Source organism: Bradyrhizobium sp. 142 (assembly GCF_023074015.1).
Classification (GTDB): domain Bacteria; phylum Pseudomonadota; class Alphaproteobacteria; order Rhizobiales; family Xanthobacteraceae; genus Bradyrhizobium.
Genome location: NZ_JADPKQ010000517.1, coordinates 1 through 17,885, shown reverse-complemented (window position 1 = coordinate 17,885; position 17,885 = coordinate 1). Strand labels below are relative to the sequence as shown.

General features: G+C 62.2%; 15 protein-coding genes. 11 read left to right on the top strand and 4 right to left on the bottom strand.

The window, feature by feature from the left end:
- The first annotated feature begins 84 nt into the window (after window positions 1-84).
- From IVA82_RS46270 to IVA82_RS48745, 6 genes are all read left to right on the top strand, one after another.
- Window positions 85-1,023, top strand: a complete 939-nt coding sequence (locus tag IVA82_RS46270; RefSeq protein WP_247386939.1) for an ABC transporter ATP-binding protein — start codon at window positions 85-87, stop codon at window positions 1,021-1,023.
- On the top strand, window positions 1,020-1,721 hold the full coding sequence (locus tag IVA82_RS46265) for an ABC transporter permease (protein WP_247386938.1): 702 nt from the start codon (window positions 1,020-1,022) through the stop codon (window positions 1,719-1,721). Before IVA82_RS46270 ends, IVA82_RS46265 begins: the two co-directional genes overlap by 4 nt.
- 12 nt (window positions 1,722-1,733) lie before the next feature.
- Window positions 1,734-3,338 (top strand): Gldg family protein, encoded by a 1,605-nt coding sequence (locus tag IVA82_RS46260; protein WP_247386937.1) that lies wholly within the window; start codon window positions 1,734-1,736, stop codon window positions 3,336-3,338.
- The gene (locus IVA82_RS46255; protein ID WP_247386936.1) at window positions 3,335-4,396 is read left to right on the top strand and encodes a DUF4340 domain-containing protein; all 1,062 of its coding nucleotides are present in this window, start codon (window positions 3,335-3,337) and stop codon (window positions 4,394-4,396) included. Before IVA82_RS46260 ends, IVA82_RS46255 begins: the two co-directional genes overlap by 4 nt.
- Window positions 4,393-5,484, top strand: a complete 1,092-nt coding sequence (locus tag IVA82_RS46250) for a HupE/UreJ family protein (RefSeq protein ID WP_247386935.1) — start codon at window positions 4,393-4,395, stop codon at window positions 5,482-5,484. The genes IVA82_RS46255 and IVA82_RS46250 overlap by 4 nt, the downstream gene beginning before the upstream one ends.
- 178 nt (window positions 5,485-5,662) lie before the next feature.
- A complete protein-coding gene (locus IVA82_RS48745) occupies window positions 5,663-5,833 on the top strand; it encodes an SDR family oxidoreductase (RefSeq protein ID WP_256469840.1) in 171 nt (56 codons plus the stop codon).
- A 24-nt stretch (window positions 5,834-5,857) separates the two neighbouring features.
- On the opposite strand, the gene IVA82_RS46240 is transcribed toward IVA82_RS48745, so the two are convergent.
- The 3 genes from IVA82_RS46240 to IVA82_RS46230 all read right to left on the bottom strand — a co-directional run bounded on the left by IVA82_RS46240 (window position 5,858) and on the right by IVA82_RS46230 (window position 9,854).
- Window positions 5,858-6,778: a LysR family transcriptional regulator gene (locus tag IVA82_RS46240; RefSeq protein ID WP_247386933.1), complete on the bottom strand. Its 921-nt coding sequence runs from the start codon at window positions 6,776-6,778 to the stop codon at window positions 5,858-5,860.
- 377 nt (window positions 6,779-7,155) lie between these two features.
- Window positions 7,156-9,396: a molybdopterin cofactor-binding domain-containing protein gene (locus IVA82_RS46235; protein ID WP_247386932.1), complete on the bottom strand. Its 2,241-nt coding sequence runs from the start codon at window positions 9,394-9,396 to the stop codon at window positions 7,156-7,158.
- 11 nt (window positions 9,397-9,407) lie between these two features.
- Window positions 9,408-9,854, bottom strand: coding sequence for a (2Fe-2S)-binding protein (locus IVA82_RS46230; RefSeq protein WP_247386931.1), 447 nt, complete (start codon window positions 9,852-9,854; stop codon window positions 9,408-9,410).
- 819 nt (window positions 9,855-10,673) lie between these two features.
- Here IVA82_RS46230 and IVA82_RS46225 point away from each other — a divergent pair.
- The 3 genes from IVA82_RS46225 (at window position 10,674) to IVA82_RS46215 (ending at window position 13,929) form a co-directional block, all read left to right on the top strand.
- Complete coding sequence (locus tag IVA82_RS46225; RefSeq protein ID WP_247386930.1) at window positions 10,674-11,990, top strand: sugar ABC transporter substrate-binding protein; 1,317 nt, start codon at window positions 10,674-10,676, stop codon at window positions 11,988-11,990.
- Between the two features lie 114 nt (window positions 11,991-12,104).
- On the top strand, window positions 12,105-12,875 hold the full coding sequence (locus IVA82_RS46220; RefSeq protein WP_247386929.1) for an L-iditol 2-dehydrogenase: 771 nt from the start codon (window positions 12,105-12,107) through the stop codon (window positions 12,873-12,875).
- A gap of 190 nt (window positions 12,876-13,065) precedes the next feature.
- Window positions 13,066-13,929, top strand: coding sequence for an AraC family transcriptional regulator (locus IVA82_RS46215; protein WP_346658760.1), 864 nt, complete (start codon window positions 13,066-13,068; stop codon window positions 13,927-13,929).
- 129 nt (window positions 13,930-14,058) lie between these two features.
- Here the strand turns inward: IVA82_RS46215 and IVA82_RS46210 are convergent, their stop codons facing one another.
- Window positions 14,059-14,952 carry a LysR family transcriptional regulator gene (locus tag IVA82_RS46210; protein WP_247386928.1) on the bottom strand — a complete coding sequence of 298 codons (894 nt, stop codon included), beginning with the start codon at window positions 14,950-14,952 and terminating at the stop codon, window positions 14,059-14,061.
- A 379-nt stretch (window positions 14,953-15,331) separates the two neighbouring features.
- Here IVA82_RS46210 and IVA82_RS46205 point away from each other — a divergent pair, with 379 nt between their 5' ends.
- Complete coding sequence (locus IVA82_RS46205; protein ID WP_028153988.1) at window positions 15,332-16,192, top strand: tyrosine-type recombinase/integrase; 861 nt, start codon at window positions 15,332-15,334, stop codon at window positions 16,190-16,192.
- A gap of 20 nt (window positions 16,193-16,212) precedes the next feature.
- Window positions 16,213-17,439: an IS91 family transposase gene (locus IVA82_RS46200; protein ID WP_247386966.1), complete on the top strand. Its 1,227-nt coding sequence runs from the start codon at window positions 16,213-16,215 to the stop codon at window positions 17,437-17,439.
- Window positions 17,440-17,885 lie beyond the last annotated feature (446 nt).

Below are 17,885 nucleotides of genomic sequence, written 5' to 3'. Positions count from 1 at the left end.
CGGGCCCGGTGCCCGGGATTCTGCTCGGTGCTCACTTCGTTGTCCTTCAAGGGCGCGCCCCGCCAGATGGGTGTTTGAGTCTCGATGCCTCCAGTAGTTTTGGCGCAGCACGTGACGAAATGGTACGGGCCGCGGCGCGCCGTCACCGACGTCTCCTTTGCGATCGAGCCAGGCGAGATCGTCGGCCTGCTCGGGCCGAACGGCTCCGGCAAGAGCACGATCTTCCGCATGCTCACAGGTTATCTGGTGCCGACCTCGGGACGGCTCGAGGTCGCCGGTCATGATGTTGTGGCGGATTCCCTCGGTGTGCGCCGCGCGATCAGCTACGTGCCCGAAGACGCGCCGCTCTATGACCATATGCGGGTCAGCGAATTTCTGCATTTCATGGCCGGCATCAAGGGGCTGCGCGGGACCGAGGCAAAGGCCGCAGTCGAAGAGGTGGCCGCGCGGCTCGATCTCGGGCGCGTCATGACACTGTCGGCCGGAAAACTATCGCGCGGTTTCCGCCAGCGCGTCTCGATCGCGCAGGCGCTGCTGGCCGATCCGAAAGTGCTCGTATTGGACGAACCGACCAGCGGACTTGATCCACACCAGGTGATCGCGGTGCGCGATCTGATCAAGTCGCTGGCGGGGAGTCATACCGTGCTGTTGGCCTCGCACGTCCTGCCCGAGATCGAGAAGATCGCCTCCCGTGTGATGATCCTGCTCGATGGCAGGCTTCTGACGTCCGACGCGCTGAAGGACGTCGTGCAGGATCTCAGCTTCCGGCTGTCGACGGACGCTTCCGCGGATGCCGTACGCAGCGCGATGAGAGACGTCGCAGGCCTGCGCGAGGTCGTCATCGACCCCGATCGCGGCGCAGGGCATGTCCTGATCAGGGCGGAGTTGGGCACGTCGCTGGCGGCCGAGCTGCTGTCGGCGCTGGTCGCAGCTCGGATTCCGGTTCGCGAGTTGACCGAGCTGCGGCCTGACCTCGAGCGGGTGTTCCTCGATCTCACCCGACGGCCGGGGGAGGCCGCATGAGAAGCTTCGCAGTCCTGCTCCAGAAGGAAGAGACGGCGCTGTTCTCCTCGCCGATCGCCTACGTGCTGATGACGGTTTTCCTGCTGATCATGGGCTACAGCTTTACGCTCACGCTGTTTCTCAGTCATCAGCCCAGCATGGTACATGTCTTCTTTCAGATGTTCGTTCTGTTCATGCTCACCGCGCCGCTGATCACGATGCGGCTGTTCGCAGAGGAACGGAAGCTTAAGACGCTGGAGGTGCTGCTGACCTCACCAGTGTCCGAGATCACCATCGTGCTGGCGAAATTCACCGCCGCGATGAGCCTGATCGTGGTCATGCTGCTGTTGTCCGGCGCCTATGCCGCCGCGCTCGCCTGGTTTGGTGACCCGGATTTTGGCCCGATCTACAGCGGCTATCTCGGCCTCCTGCTGTTCGGTGGCGCGCTGGTCGGCACGGGCCTGTTGGCCTCGGCGCTCACCGCCAATCAGGTGATCGCCGCGCTGATCTCCCTCAGCATCTTCCTCCTGCTCTGGATCATCGACAATTTCGGCTGGCTGTTGCCGAGTCCGGCGGACACGCTGGTGGTGAACCTGTCGCTGTCGGTTCATTTCCGTCCCTTTGCCGTCGGTTCGATCTATCTGTCCGACGTGGGCTTCTTCCTCAGCGTCACGCTGCTGACCCTGCTGTTGACGGTCCGCGCGCTGGCGCGGCGCTAGGGGGCGCACCAGATGCTTCGGTCCGCCAGATCCGATCTTGCCCTTCTCGTGCTGGTCGCCGGCGCCGTCGTCGCCGGCCTGCTCGGCTTTGCCGGACTTGGCGAGACGGTGTCGAACAGCCTGCTGTTCGTCGCGTGCTTCCTGGTGCTGCTTGCATTGTTCGTGCTCGCGATGCGGCTTCCGCTGCGCGGCAGTGGATCACGCGGGTCGGCCTGGGTGACAAACGCGTCGATCGTGCTCGGCGCCGTCGCGATCGTGGTCGGCGCCAATGTCGCGCTCTATCGCCATGACGTGCATTTCGACGTCAGCCGGGAAGGGCGCAACACGCCACCGCAACAGCTCACCGACGTGATCGCGCAGCTGCGCACACCGCTCGACCTGACCTATTTCTACAATGCTGGCGATCCCAACGCCGTCAAAGTCAAGGAGCTGGTCCAGACCGCCGCACGCAACCATCCGCTGCTCGCGTTCCGCGCTATCGATCTGGACAAGGAGCCCGGACTTGCCCGCGATCTCGGTGTCCGCGCCTACAACACCGCGGTGCTGCAGGCCGAGGATCGCAAGGTTCTGGTCGAGAACGTTACCGATCCCGCGCGCCTTGGCTATGCGGCGTTGCGCGTGCTGCGCAAGCGTGTCGAGACCGTCTGCTTCGTCACCGGCCATGGCGAGCCCTTCCGGCCGCTGCCCTCGCACTTCCACTTCAGCCATGTCGAGACCTTGAAAGGGCACGAGACGCCCGGGGCCGGCGACGTGTTGGAAGCCGCCCCGGAACAGCTCGACAGGCTACAGCTCGCCCTCGACCAGATTGGCTTCGAGATGCGCGAGATCGTGACCGCCACGGCATCGAGCATTCCGCCCGATTGTTCGGTTGTCACCGTCGTCGGCCCGCGCACCGTCTTTGCCGCCGATGAGGTCGCGCTGCTCGGCAGCTACTTGAGAAGCGGTGGCCGGATGCTGCTCCTGATCGATCCCATGTCTCAGGTCGACGGCGATTTCGAGCGGCAATTGCTGAAGCCGGTCGGATTGTCGAGCGAGGCCGCAGTCGTCATTGATCCCCTCAATCATTTCCGCACCGATGCCGACAAGGTCGCGGTACCCTATTATCCGGGGCATCCGATCACCAAGCGCCTCGCGCTGACCCTGTTCCCGCAGGCAAGGCCGATCGCGGTCACGGCGCCGCCGTTCGGTGTGAGCCTGATCGTGCTGGCGGCGAGCAGCCAGGACAGTTATCTCCGCTCACCGAAAGCCGCCGTCGCCAGCGCCGATGCGCAGGCGCCGGGCACCGCGCGCGGCGCTCAGCCGCTCGCGGTTGCGCTGGAAGGAGGCTGGCCGGGCGGCGCATCGCCCGACAAGCGCTTCCGCCTGGTGGTGGCCGGCACCAGCAAGGTCGCCACCAACGAATACTTCCCCTACGTCTCCAACGGCGAGCTGTCGCTGGCGATGCTGCGCTGGCTCGCCGAGGACGATGCCACGCCGAGCGTTGCGCCGCAAACGTTCAAGCTGCCGGAGATCGTGTTGACCAGCAGCCAGATGCGCGACACCTTCATCGTCCTGGAGGTGCTGTTGCCGCTGAGCACGGCGCTGTTCGGCGTGACGATGTGGTGGAGGCGTCGGTGACGGAGCAGGCCGCGACGCGCGCGAAAGCCCGATGGCCGATGCCGCTGCTGGCTGCGTTCCTGGTGGGGCTCCTCTGCCTCCTCATCGTCAGCGGGCAATGGCCGGAGCTGCGCAGCAAAGTTGCGTTTGCGCCCAAGGGACTCGTGACGACGGCACCGGCCGACGTGCGGCGGGTGGAGATCCGGTCCGGCAGCGATGGCATCGCCCTGCTACGCAGGGCCGGCGTCTGGACGATCGAAGGACTCGACGGCGCGGTGACGGCCGAACTCGGATCGCATATCGAGACCGCTCTGCGACTCGTCAGCGTCAGCGAACCCGCGCGCGAGATTCCGGCGAGCGACCTCACGGCGGCGAGCTACGCCGCGTTCGGCCTGGACCCGCCCGTCACCGTCGGTGTGATCGAGGCAAATGACGGTTCGGTGACCTCGGTGAATTTCGGCGCGCTCAATCCGGCGAGCACCTCGCATTATGTCAGGCTCGGCGGCCGTCCTGCGGTCTACCTGATGCAGCGGCATGTCAGCGAGGAATGGCGCGTCGTATCGGACATGGCGCGCCGGTTGCGCGGTCAGGCCGAGACCGGCGTCGCCACCCGCGGCAAGACCCTGTTGCTGCCGGTATCGATGGCGCAGGTCTGGGCGCTCGAGATCGTCTTTGCGGGCAAGCTGACACGCTTCGAACGCGACCCGTATGGAAAGTGGTTCCGGCATCTCGGTCAGCATAATCATGAGGCCGGCAGTGTCGTTCATGTCGCCGATCCCGAGCAGGCGCGCATCATTGACGCAGCCCTGCGCGCGCTCGATGCCACCGCGGTCGAAACGCGGGTAGGGCCGGCGAAAGGCGCGCAACTCGCTCGCTACGGACTGGACCTGCCTAGCTTGATCGTGCTGGTCTACTCTCGCGACAGCTTTACGCCGCTCGCCAAGCTCGAACTCGGAGCATTGTCCGACAGTCTTGACCGCTACGCACGTCTTGCGCCGGATGGCGCGGTGGTCACCGTGGCCGAATTCGAGATGCGCCGGCTAACCGAGCTGCTGCGCGCGGTCGGAGCGGCATCATGAGGCGGCTGCGCGTCCTGATACTGGCTGCGATGTTGGTCGGCTTCGGCGCGGCGGCCTCCGCGCACCAGGTCAATCTGTCGACGGCACGCCTGGCCTTGACCAGCGATCGCATCGTGACCGTCGAAGTAGCGCTCAAGGGCAGCGACGTCGACCGGCTGGCGGGCACGAAGGTCTATGATGCGAAGGAGGACACGGTCGATCCCGCGGCGGTCAGCACCGCGACGTCGTCGATCCTGGCCTATGTAAATGCGCACCTCGCCGTGACAGCAGCCGGAGGTGCTGCGTGTCCGGCCGGAGATGCCGCGATCGTCGCGGACGGTGACGGCGTTCTTTTCCGCAATACCTATTCCTGCGCTGATGTCGCCGGCGATGTCATCTACCGCTCCACTGTGCTGACGGAGAAGGATCCGACCGCGCGGCAGGTAGTGCTGGTCGCGCAGGACGGTCGCGAGGCGCAGGCGCTGCTCGACGCCGCCAATACCACCATCACGCTCACGGCGGCGGCACCGTCACTGGCGTCCACGATGCGCGGCTATCTCCTCACTGGTATTGAGCACATCTTCCTCGGCTACGATCACATCGCCTTCCTTGTTGCGGTCGTACTCTGGGCACGGCGGCTCGTTCCCGTCATCAAAATCGTCACCGCGTTCACCATCGCGCATTCAATCACGCTGTCGCTTTCCGCGCTCGATGTAGTCGCCGTCTCGAGCCGCATCGTGGAACCGGCGATCGCGGCCTCGATCGTCTTCGTTGCCGTGGAAAACTTCTTCTCGCGCGATATCGACCGGCGCTGGCGGGTGACCTTCGTGTTCGGCCTCATCCACGGCTTCGGCTTTGCCGGCGCGCTTCGGGAGATCGGCCTGCCACCCAACGCGGTCGTGCCGGCGCTCGCGGCCTTCAACATCGGCGTGGAAATCGGGCAGGTGGCCGTTGTCGCGATCGTACTGCCGGTGCTCCGCCTATTCGATCGAGTCACGACGGTCGATCGAGCCAAGCCCGTCAGGGCCGCAAGGCTGGTCTATGCGATATCGTCGGCTATCAGCCTACTAGGCGGCTATTGGCTCCTCATACGCGTGTCCGAAGCGTGATGCGGTGATCGGACCCGCTGTCTCGGCTCGCAGGCAGACCCCCTCACATTTAACGCTGCGCCACAGCCGTTCGGCGAACACATTGTCCCGCCACGCCCCTTTGCCGTCCATGCTGATGGCGATAGGCGGTTAGTGAGCATGCCGGTGAAGGCCGAGCCGGTCAATTGCAAGCCCGCAATTGCAGCCGAGACGGATCTCAAGCCACCGGGGAAACGTAGGCAACTATGCCCTCAAACGGTTGGCGGATCCCGCCGAGATCGCCCGCGCCATCCTGTTCCTGACCTGCGAAGATTCTTCATATGTGACGGGTGCGGCGTTGGCCGTCGACGGCGGGCGGTCCTTTCACTGATCGAGATCTGCTGTCAACCGTCAGTCACGGCTCGCAAATCAGTTCGGGACCCAGATCTATCCCCGCAGCTGCGATCTCGCTCACGAGATTGCGGCTTGCCTCGTTGAGCGGTTGCCGCTCCCGGAAGATAAGTGCGATATCGCGGTTGAGCAGTGGGCCAGCGATGTCGAACGGCCTGATCTTCCCCGCTTGAACGTCGGAATTTATGGCTGATGCTGGCAGCAGTGCCAGGCTGTCGCTCCCGGCGACGAGAGCCTTGATACAGTTTACCGTCCCGCACTCAGTCAGCTGGGCCGGCAGGTCGACGCTCTCCGACGCGAGTAATTTCTCTAGCAGGGTTCTCTGCCTGCCAACCATCTGGATGATCCACGGAAACTGAGCGAGATTTGGCCATGAGGGGTTTTCGAAACCAAACGCGGGATGATTCGGCCGGGCGATGACGAACAGGCGATCACGGAACAGGACGCGCTGCTTCAGGCCTTCGAGGAAGCCGTAGCATTCGGTCTGAGCGACGATGAAATCCACCTCCCCACGCATGAGACTAAGCAGGAGTTCGAGCTGGATTTTCTCGGCGACGCGGAGGACTGTTTTCGAATGGTTGTCCCGCCACTTGCAGATCGCATGCGGGACGATGGAATTAGCAAGGCTAGGCAGCGTGCCGAAAGCGACGGCGCTGTGTCTTTGCCCGTCCGATTCCCTCATGCGGCTTTCCGCCAGCTTCAGCTCATCGCGGATCAGCCGCGCATGCGCGTAGAGAACCTCTCCCATCTCGGTCGGTTTGACTCCCATTGGACTGCGCTCGAGAAGTTGGCCTCCAAGGCTCTGCTCCAGGCGGTCGATCGAGCACGACAATGCTGGCTGGGAAATCAGCAGCTCCTTGGCCGCCTTTTTGAAACTCCCGCTCTCGATCACTGACGCGAGATAGAGCAACTTCTTGGGATCCAATTTTTCCTCCCGATTAAATCGGATGTTTTTTTGTTTTTATGAGCGCCGCCTAAACGGTCGTCATTCCGATCGAAACATGATTATGGACCACCCGCAGAGGCCTTCAACTCCGAGCGGCGGGTAGGGCTATAGCGTACAGTTATACCCTGCGATCTGTAGACGATGCAAAGCGAGAAAAGTGGCCGATCAGGCACCTTCCGGGCAGCCCGTCGACCAATTTTGGCAGCTGTCTCGATGGTTACTCCAGCGCGTCGGCAAAGGTCGGGACGTCTTATTGCAACGCTGGGAGCCGGGTACCATGCCGATAGCGAAGCGCCTCGTCACGCCCGCGGCGCCCGGCAGCTCTCATCAGACGCGCATGGCAGCCTGGTTGCGGATCAGCCCACGTCGCCGAACTTGATCTTGGACAGGGGCAGGCTGCGAATTCGCTGGCCGGTCAGCGCCGCGACGGCATTGGCCACGGCTGGTGGCACGCCGGGCAGGCCTGGCTCGCCGATGCCGCCCATCGGAGCGCCGCTCTGAACGATGCGCACATGCACGCGCGGCATCCGGTCGGGCGGAAGGATGGGATAGGCATCGAAGTTGCGCGCCTGGGGCGTTCCCTTGGCGTAGACGACTTCTTCGAACAAGGCCGAGGAAAGGCCGAGCGCGACAGCCGAGTTGACCTGCGCTTCGATGATGGCCGGATTGACGATGCTGCCCGGATCAATTGCCACCCAGACATCGTGAACGGCGACCGCGCCATCCTTGAGCGAGACCTCCGCAATCGTCGCGACCTCGCTTCCGAACGGCGAGGCCATGGCGACACCGCGCGCCCGCTTGCTGCCGTCTGACGCGCTGAAGGGGCCGCGCTTCCAACCGCCCGAAAGATCGCCGACGGCTTCCAGCAGTGTCTTGTGGCGGAGCTTGTCATCCAGCAGCCGGAGCCGCAGCTGATAGGGATCCTGCTGGCCGGCATCGGCAAGTTCGTCGAAGAACGTTTCGTAGAAGAAATCGTTCATCGAGTGGCCGACCGAGCGCCAGAACCCGATGATGTTGGGATCATCGACAAGGACATGGGCGACACGGCGATTGGGAATTGCGTAGGGTTTCCCAGCGATCCCCTCGACGGCCGAACGGTCGGCGACGCCCGGTTTGCGACCGAACCAGCGATCGACCGGGCCTTCACCAACGGCCTCAGCTTCGAGCGCGACGGGAATGCCATTGACGTCGAGGCCGCCCCGGAAGCGTGCAAAGCCCATCGGGCGCAGCGCGTCGCGCAGAAATTCCTCTTCGCGGCTCCAGATGACCTTGACCGGACGCCCGACCGCTTTTGCCAGCAAAATGGCTTGCGGAAATGGATTTGCGGTGTCGTACAGGAAATGCCGGCCGAAGAATCCGCCCAGCATGGGAGAATGAATCTTCACCTTTTCCGGGGCAATGCCAGCCGCCTTCGCGGCTGCATTCTGAAACAGCTCGGGTGCCTGATTGGGCATCCAAAGTTCTAGCGTGCCATCTTCGTTCCAGCGTGCGATTGCCGAGGGCGGCTCCAGTTGACCATGCGCCAGATAAGGTGCGTCATATTTTGCGGTTACCACGCGCGTGGCGCCGGCAAGCGCCGCGGCGGCATCACCTGCTGTTTCCGCAGAAATACCCGGACCGGGAGTGGCATCTAAGAGGGCCTTGCGCCCTTCCGACGAGAAATCTGCCGGCATCAAGCGCTGCGTGTTGGAGGCGGTCTCCGTCCACGTGACCTGAAGCGTTTCGACCGCGCGCCGGGCATGCCACCAGCGATCAGCCACGACGGCTACGGCACCGGGCAGGCGGTGGATGGAATGAACGCCGGGCATCGTTTTCACCTCGGCCTCATTCTTGAACCCGGCAGGTTCGAGACCGCGGCGCGGGGCGTGCTGGACAGCCGCCTGCAGCATGCCGTCGACCCTGAGATCGATCCCGTAGCTCACCTTCCCGGTGGACTTGTCGCGCGCGTCGAGGCGCGCAACCGGCTTGCCGATCCAGCGAAATTCGTTTTCGGAACGAAGCGTCACGTCTTGCGGCACGGGTAGGGCCGCCGCCTCACTTGCCAATGTGCCGTATTCGATTGTGCGGTTCGAGGCGGCGTGACGTACGCGTCCTAGCTCCGTTGTGAGGCTCGCGACGGGGACGCGAAGGCGAGCCGCCGCGGCCTGTAGCAGCATCTGCCGGGCGGAGGCGCCGACGCGGCGCATTGTCTGGTAACTCGAGCGCACGGAGTAGCTTCCCCCAGTGAACCGGTTGCCGTTCACCAGCAGATAGTCTTTGCCAGGCGGGGCGCATTCGACGGTGAAGCCGGCCGGGTCTGCGTCGAGTTCTTCGCCGACGATCTGCGCGAGTGCCGTCGATACGCCCTGGCCCCCTTCGACGAAGGGGCTGCGTAGCAGGATCGTGTTGTCGGTCCGGATTTCGAGGAACGCCGACACGCGCGGAGCTGCCTTGGTACCGGCAGCCGCGTTTTGCGCCAGCGCCTTGCTGCCAGGCAGCCTCACGCCGAGAACGAGGGCGCCAACGGAGGCACCCAGGAAGCCGCGACGTGAGAGGTTGACCGGTCGTCCCTTCGCAAAATCGGTGGCGGCACGGAAATCGCGATTCATGTTGTTCATGCGCGCCGTCCTCAGCCCTGTGCGACCTGCCGCACCGCCGCGGCAATTGCATTGTAGGTGCCGCAGCGGCACAGATTGACCATGGCGCCCGCGATATCCTGGGTGCTGGGTTTGGGGTTCTGCTTCAGCAATGCCGTCGCGGCCATCACTTGACCGGACTGGCAGTAGCCACATTGCGGCACCTGATTGGCAACCCAGGCGTCGACCACGCGCCGGCCGACCGCATCCTCACTAATCGCCTCGATCGTCGTGATGGATTGCCCGGCGACGCTGCCGACGGGTGTCACGCAGGAGCGCGTTGCCTGACCGTCGATCAACACCGTGCAGGCGCCGCATTGGGCTATGCCGCAGCCATATTTGGTGCCGGTCATGCCGAGCTCGTCGCGGATCACCCACAGCAGAGGCGTATCGTCCTCCATCGTCACCTGGTGAGTCCTGCCGTTGATGACCACTTCCATAGAGATGCTCCTGAGATTCTCGCACTAGCGCGACATTGCGACCTGCAGCTACGAGACGCGAAATACAAGGAATAACTTCTAATCTGAATGACGGTCTGGCGTTAGATGGTTGAGTTCGCATGCGGTTATGAGCCAGTTCGATAAATGGAAGGAGGCCTGTAGGCCGCGTCGCGCTCCGGCGTCGTAGCCGACGACGTCTCGTGGAACAATCGACATTCTTGAGCCGAGGAGCTTCGAGTAGATCTTCGACTCGTCCAAGGTGGCGCGCTGTCACATGATAGCTTCCCAACAGAGGGGTATAACCCAGTGGTATCAGCTATCTCTGCTGGTGCGCGATTGAGCTTGAGAATGTCCATGAGCGAGATGCATACGTTGGCTCTCACCTGCGGCCTGGACCGAGGTCGCCTTTGTTGGCATCAAGCTGCGCCGCAGCTTGCAGGTTGGGATCTCGACGATCGGTCGCCGATTTAGCCCGTGTACGGGCTCCTCCCTGGACTGCCCGACCGCTCGACGAGCGGTCGGGCTCTTTTGCTCGTCACTGCATCCATTAGGGTGGGTGAATCTCGGGAAAGAGGGGCGAGATGTAGAGACAACTTCCCCCCGATTCCGACAAACGACGCGTCTTGGCGGAAGACGCTCGGGGCGGCCGGCCGGATGCCTTGGGCTGCATAAAAGTATCAGCTTTTGCACCCAGGGCTCTAGCCGCGTTGATCGTCCGACCCGAATCTCCGACCGGGCTCGGCGGATCGAGACGATCATAGCTCGTCGGAATTCGTCTCCCGATCATCTTTAAAACCAAAAGACCTTCGGAGGAAATGCATGAAGTTGCTCGCAACAAGCTCTCTCGGCGCATTTGCAGCCGTCGTTTTGATGTCCGGCGCCATGGCTGAGACCAGATTGACAATTGCGACGGTCAACAATGGCGACATGATCCGCATGCAGAAGCTGACGGATGATTTCACCAAGGCCAATCCGGACATCGCGCTGAACTGGGTCACGCTCGAAGAGAACGTGCTGCGCCAGAAAGTGACGACCGACATCGCCACCAAATCCGGCCAGTACGACGTCTTGACGATCGGGACCTATGAGGTTCCGATCTGGGCCAAGAAGAACTGGCTGGTGCCGCTCGACGATCTCGGCGCCGACTACGATGTCGACGATCTCCTGCCGGCGATACGCTCAGGACTGTCTCTCGATGGCAAGCTCTATGCTGCACCGTTTTACGGTGAATCCTCGATGATCATGTATCGCAAGGATCTGTTTGAGAAAGCCGGCATCAAGATGCCGGAGAGCCCGACATGGGACTTCGTCGCTGACGCTGCACGCAAGATCACGAACAAGGCGTCCGAGACCTACGGCATCTGCCTGCGCGGCAAGGCGGGCTGGGGCGAGAACATGGCGTTTCTTTCGGCGACGGCAAACTCGTTCGGCGCACGATGGTTCGATGAGAAATGGCGGCCGCAGTTCGATCAGCCGGAATGGAAGAACACTCTGAGCTTCTATGTCAAGCTGATGCGCGATGCCGGCCCTCCGGGCGCCTCCTCGAATGGATTCAACGAGAATCTCGCGCTCTTCAACGCCGGCAAATGCGGCATGTGGATCGATGCGACTGTCGCAGCGTCCTTCGTGACCGATCCCAAGGATTCGAAGGTCGCCGAAAAGGTCGGCTTCGCGCTGGCTCCAAATACCGGTCTCGGAAAGAACGCCAACTGGCTGTGGGCCTGGTCGCTTGCAGTGCCGGCGGGTTCGCAGAAGGTCGCAGCCGCGAAGAAGTTCATCGCCTGGGCGACGAACAAACATTATCTCGAACTCGTCGCTTCGAAGGAAGGCTGGGCCAATGTGCCTCCAGGCACGCGCAAGTCGCTTTACGCGAATCCCGAGTATCAGAAGGCCGCGCCGTTCAGCAAGCTCACCCTGGAGTCGATCAACTCGGCTGATCCGGCCCATCCCACCGTCAAGCCGGTCCCCTATGTCGGTATCCAGTTCGTCGCCATCCCGGAATTCCAGGGCATAGGGACCGCGGTCGGCCAGCAGTTCTCGGGGGCTCTCGCGGGCAGCAGTTCGGTTGACGCCGCACTCGCGGCCGCCCAGAACATCGCCATGCGCGAAATGACCAAGGCCGGCTACGTCAAATAGCTTGACTCTCTCCGGACGCTGGCGCGTCCACAAAGTTGAGCTGCTCGGCATGCCGGGCAGCCTGCTCAGGAAGCAATCTGACCCACGCTTGCGATTGGCAGGAAGACTATGGCAATGAGACTGAAGGACAAGGTTGCATTCATCACGGGCGGGGCGCGTGGCATCGGGCGGGCATTCGCGGAGGCCTATGTCCGCGAAGGCGCCACGGTTGCAATCGGGGATGTCGATCTCAGCGGGGCGCAACGCGCGGCTGCTGAAATTGGGCCGGCCTGCTCCGCCATACACATGAATGTGGCCGACATCGGCTCCATTCAAGCCGGCGTCGATTCGGTCGTCAACAGAGCCGGCAAGATCGACATTTTGGTCAACAACGCCGCTCTGTTCGATCTCGCCCCAATCGTGGACATCACGCCCGCGAGCTATGACAGGCTCTTCAGCGTCAATGTGCATGGCGTGCTCTTCACCATGCAAGCTGTCGCCCGGCACATGATCACAACCGGCAAAGGCGGCAAGATGATCAACATGGCGAGCCAGGCGGGCCGGCGTGGCGAGGCGCTGGTGGCCGTATACTGCGCGACCAAAGCTGCCGTCATAAGTCTCACGCAGTCGGCCGGGCTGAACCTGATCAAGCACGGGATCAATGTCAACGCCATTGCTCCAGGCGTCGTCGACGGCGAGCACTGGGATCACGTCGATTCCCTGTTTGCTCAGTACGAAGGCCTGCCAAGAGGCGAAAAGAAGCGTCTTGTCGGAGAAGGCGTCCCGCTCGGTCGAATGGGGAAGCCGGAGGACCTGGTCGGTTGCGCCATTTTCCTGGCCAGCTCGGACAGCGACTATGTCGTGTCGCAGACCTTCAATGTCGATGGCGGGCAATGGATGAGTTGAGGCAGACGGGACGTCGCTCAACAAGCGGCCATACCGAGGCTAGGCTGTTTTCGAATGCCGTTACCGATATGCTGCCTCGAGTGAAAAGCGGGAAATCCGGCCGCAATGGCTAGAAACGACAATAAGGTCAAGGCTGAACGAAGGGAGAGAGAATCTCGACCTCGGTTTGAGCAAGTCCTGACCGCAGAGAATGAGACGTTCCTCTGGAGGATCGACGATTACCCGTGGGCACGATCTGTGTGGAATTTCCACCCGGAGTGCGAGATTCACCTCATCCGCAAGTCAAACCGGTACGGTCTTCATCGGTGACTACATTGGCGAATTCTCGCCGGGCCATTTGACGATCGTAGGCGGCGGCCTTCCCCACAATTGGGTCACTCACGTTCGCGCCAGCGGGACGGTCACCGGCAGAGATCTCGTCGTTCAGTTTGATCCAGAAAAGCTCAAGAAGGCGAGCATCCACCTGCCCGAGATGGCAGCTTTGGATAAATTTCTTGAACTGGCGCGCCGCGGAATCTTATTTTCCGGAGATACGGCTCGCATCGGCGCAGATGCACTTGAGACGATGGGAGACGCGCGAGGGTTCGATCGATTGAACCAATTCCTGCAGCTCCTCCAACTATTGGCGACCTCCGACACCTATAAGGTTCTTTCGTCTGCCGATTTCTTGCCGGACCTGAATTCTTCGGCTCTCGACATCATGCAGCGTTGTAGCAGTTACATTTGTGACCATATGGCCTCCGACTTGTCGCTTCCCGATGTGGCTAAAGTGGCCGGCATGACCGAAAGTACGTTCAGCCGCTTCTTTCAGAAAAACGCGGGCCGCAGCTTCTCAGATTATTTGACCGAGTTGCGTCTCGGTCGCGCTTGCCGGCTTCTGGCTGAAACACAACAGCCTGTCTCAGCTATTTGTTACGACGTAGGCTATTCCAACCTGTCCAACTTCAACAGGAACTTCTTGAAGCGACGGGCAATGACGCCGTCGCGATATAGAGATTTAGCTCTTCGCAAATGTCGGCCTAGTGATCGTCCGCGCCCGAAGGAAGCTACATGATCATTTTTCGCGACATGGTCCGTCGAGCTATTCTCCTGATGAGCGACATCGAGGTGCTATCCATGTAGATTGGCCGGACAATTGAGGGCGAGGTGACGCTTATGCCGGAAGAGCAGCAGTCAATTCGCGTCACTCGCGATGGCGAAGAGCTTCCACCAGGGCCACAAACGCTGGCGATGACTGGCGCCGGCTTGGGTAGTACAAATGGTATCCTTCCCAGTAGGGAGACCACTTCTCAAGCACACGCGCGAGACGTCCCTTCGCGATATGCGGAAGGGCGATTTCCTCGGGAACATAGGCGAGCCCAAGGCCATCGATGGCTGCCTCGAGGACGTGAAAGATGTTGTTGAACACGAGCTGCCCATCCACGCGAACCTTGATCTCTCGGCCGTTCTGTTCGAACTCCCACGCCCATAGACCGCCGGAGGTTGGGAAACGTTGGTTGATGCAGACGTGCCGAACGAGATCCTGCGGTCTGGACGGCTCCGCATGATCTTTGAAGTAAGACTTCGAACCGACGACGGCGAAGCGAAAATCGGGGCCGATCCGCGCCGAAATCATATCCTTGGCCAGCTGCTCTCCCATCCGAACGCCGGCATCGTAGCGCTCGGTCACGATGTCGGAGAGGCCGTTGTCGAGCATGAGATCGACCTTGATGTCGGGGTATTTGGGAAGGAATTTTCGGAGCTTGGGCCAGAGGACGTTGTTGATCGCATAGTCAGCAGCCGTAATCCGAATGGTCCCGGCGGGCTTGTCCCGCAGGTCGCTCAGCGCATCGACTTGGGCCTCGATCTCATCGAAATGGGGAGCGATGTTGTCCAGCAGGCGTTCGCCGGCCTCAGTCGGCGAAACGGCGCGTGTCGTGCGCATAAGCAGCCGGATACCAAGGCGAGCTTCGAGCTGTCGGATTGTGTGACTCAGCGCAGATTGGGATATGCCCATCTTCGCTGCTGCCCTGGTGAAACTGCGTTCGCGAGCGACTGCGACGAACGCGATCAAGTCATTGACATTCTCTCGCGGCACTCATGAGTCCTTCTCATAGCAGGGAGGGGATTATAGCGCCCATTCGAGGCGACGCTATGGAAAGACCAAGGGCGAAGGATTAAGTCGGGCAATGCGGTCAGTCGCCGGTTGGATCCTTTGGAGCGCTACATCGTCTAGGACCGGGCCTATGGAGGAGCCAGAGGGCGACGTGACCGACAGAAGCACGGTCGCCGCGCTGACGAGCAACACCGGCCGATAGGCCCAAGCCTCCTGCAATTAGAGCGGTTCATCGATTGATTGAATCGGGAGGGATTGAACGAAGCCGCTGCCGCGGCGTAAGGGGCAAGGTGGCGTAGATCGCCTCCTGGCTGAGAGGATGTGGGTGTTGGAGCCCACCCCCTCAGACAGGAGTATCGAGATGGCCGATTTGAGCCCTCTTCGCCGCCGCATGATCGAAGACATGACCGTCCGCAATCTGTCGCCGGCGACGCAACGATCCTACATCAGCGCGGTTTCGAAGTTCAGCCGCTATTTTGGCCGATCGCCTGACCGGTTGGAACTGGAAGACGTCCGCGCCTTCCAGGTGCATCTGGTCTCGACCGGCATCTCATGGCCGGCGCTGAACCAGATCGTCTGTGCGCTACGGTTTTTCTACGGCGTCACGCTCGGCGAGGCGCTCATCCCGGAGCGCATTCCCTATGCGCGAGAACCGCGCAAGCTGCCGGTCGTGCTCAGCGCCGACGAAGTGGTTCAGTTCCTCGAGGCCGTGTCCAGCCTGAAGAGCCGCGCCGCGCTCACCACGGCCTATGCGGCCGGACTCAGGGCCTCCGAAGTCGCGGGACTGCGGATCGAAGACATCGACAGCGCCCGCGGCGTCATCCAGGTGCGCCACGGCAAGGGCGCGAAGGATCGCAACGTGATGCTGTCGCCCCAGCTGCTGGGCATCCTGCGCACCTACTGGCGGCTCGCCCGGCCGCGGCTTTATCTGTTCCCTGGTCGTGACGAAGATCATCCGATCGATCAGACCGTGTTGCACGCCGCCTGTCGGTCGGCGGTGAAGGCTGCGGGCCTGACCAAGCGCGTCACGCTCCACACGCTGCGCCACAGCTTCGCGACGCATCTTCTCGAGAACGGAACCGATATCCGGATCATCCAGGTCTTGCTCGGGCACAACAATTTGTCGTCGACAGCGCGCTACACGCAGGTCGCCACCGATACGATCCGGGCGACGCAGAGCCCGCTCGATCGCCTGTCGCTGGAGGTGACGCCACCTCGATGATCCGCGGCGGGATGCGGGTGATGATCCGCCCCGACAGCCGCTCCAACAGGCCCGCCATCGAGATTGCCGATATTCTGCGCCGGCATGGCGACACCTATCGTCGGGTACATGCCGGTCATCTGGGGCGGGTCGAGCGGCGCGTGATGAGCGCGATCGTTGCGTGCCGGACCGAGGCGCTCGGCGGCCACATGGAGGCTTGCGACGACTGCGGCACGACACGCGTTGCCTATAATTCCTGCCGCAATCGGCACTGTCCGAAGTGTCAGGGGACAGCCCGAGCCGCGTGGCTCGCCGCGCGTCAAGCCGACCTGCTTCCGGTTCCCTATTTCCACGTTGTCTTTACACTTCCCGCACCGATCGCCGCGATCGCTTTCCAGAACAAGGCCGTCGTCTATGCCATCCTGTTCAAGGCTGCCGCCGAGGCGATGACGACGCTCGCCGCCAATCCACGCCGGCTCGGCGGTGCGATCGGCGGCGTCGCCGTCCTCCACACCTGGGGACAGGCGCTGATGCATCATCCCCACGTCCATTGCGTCGTTCCGGGTGGCGGCCTCTCGCCCGATGGCGCGCGCTGGATCGCTTGCCGACCGAACTTCTTCCTGGCCGTCAAACCGTTGTCCAGACTATTTCGCACACTTTTTCTCAAACGTCTGTCGACAGCCTTCAACTCCGGTGCCTTGCGTTTCTTCGGCGATCTCGGAGCTCTGGCCGAGCCGGCTGCCTTTGCGGCCCACCTCGACGCCATGCGACGCATCAACTGGGTTGTTTACGCCAAGCGGCCCTTCGGCGGGCCCGCACAGGTGTTGGCCTATCTCGGCCGCTACACCCATCGCGTCGCCATCGCCAACAGCCGGCTCGTCGCCCTCGACGAAGATCAAGTCGCCTTCTCATGGAAGGACTACCGCCAGAACAGCGCGACAAAGATCATGAAGCTCAAGCCCGACGAGTTCATCCGCCGCTTCCTTCTTCACACGCTGCCCGATGGCTTCCATCGCATCCGCCACTTCGGCTTCATGGCCAACGGCCATCGCGCTGCCAAACTCGCCCTTTGCCGCAAACTTCTCGATCGTGAGCGGACAGCGCCAAACGATGGCGAGCCGTCGCCTGTGGATTCGGACGCTCTGACGTCGGCCAGGGTTCCCGCCTGTCCTGATTGTGGTGGCGTCATGCGCATCATCGCGCGCTTTCGACACAGCTTCAGTCGTTCCAACCCTCGAACCCCACCATTCCGATGCGACACATCGTGAGCCAGTTCGTGCCCTGCACGACGATCATCATTCCCACCGTCTCGATCATCGCCGACGCTGTCGAAGTCGTGCGGCCACACCGCGCGACGACAACCATTCAATGCAGCGGCCCATCGATCGCGACCGCCTGCAAAACACTCCCGGTCTCAAATTGCCGCCGATGCGCAACCAGCACGTCTCCGCTTCAGATACACAGTCTGCCGATAGCTACTTGCGATCGCGAACAATCCCCATAGCCTCACCACCGTGCCCACCCTTCCGCGCCTTCGTTCAATCCGGCTTCAATGAGGTCGCGTCATAGGCGTCTGCCGTACGTTCGCGTCTGCGCGACCTCACAGAACCCTCCAGATTCCGTCGGGCGGCGGTTTGTGATTCAAGATGCTGGCTGGATCGGAGGCCAGCATCAGATGGTCCGACCTCTTTCGAATGATCTTCGTGAACGAGCC

Excerpts from the sequence above, each read along its gene's own strand:
- IVA82_RS46270 (WP_247386939.1), top strand. The coding sequence starts at position 85 with ATGCCTCCAGTAGTTTTGGCGCAGCACGTGACGAAATGGTACGGGCCG.
- IVA82_RS46265 (WP_247386938.1), top strand. The coding sequence starts at position 1,020 with ATGAGAAGCTTCGCAGTCCTGCTCCAGAAGGAAGAGACGGCGCTGTTC.
- IVA82_RS46260 (WP_247386937.1), top strand. The coding sequence starts at position 1,734 with ATGCTTCGGTCCGCCAGATCCGATCTTGCCCTTCTCGTGCTGGTCGCC.
- IVA82_RS46250 (WP_247386935.1), top strand. The coding sequence starts at position 4,393 with ATGAGGCGGCTGCGCGTCCTGATACTGGCTGCGATGTTGGTCGGCTTC.
- IVA82_RS46235 (WP_247386932.1), bottom strand. The coding sequence starts at position 9,396 with ATGAACAACATGAATCGCGATTTCCGTGCCGCCACCGATTTTGCGAAG.
- IVA82_RS46230 (WP_247386931.1), bottom strand. The coding sequence starts at position 9,854 with ATGGAAGTGGTCATCAACGGCAGGACTCACCAGGTGACGATGGAGGAC.
- IVA82_RS46225 (WP_247386930.1), top strand. The coding sequence starts at position 10,674 with ATGAAGTTGCTCGCAACAAGCTCTCTCGGCGCATTTGCAGCCGTCGTT.
- IVA82_RS46220 (WP_247386929.1), top strand. The coding sequence starts at position 12,105 with ATGAGACTGAAGGACAAGGTTGCATTCATCACGGGCGGGGCGCGTGGC.
- IVA82_RS46215 (WP_346658760.1), top strand. The coding sequence starts at position 13,066 with ATGAGACGTTCCTCTGGAGGATCGACGATTACCCGTGGGCACGATCTG.
- IVA82_RS46205 (WP_028153988.1), top strand. The coding sequence starts at position 15,332 with ATGGCCGATTTGAGCCCTCTTCGCCGCCGCATGATCGAAGACATGACC.
- IVA82_RS46200 (WP_247386966.1), top strand. The coding sequence starts at position 16,213 with ATGATCCGCCCCGACAGCCGCTCCAACAGGCCCGCCATCGAGATTGCC.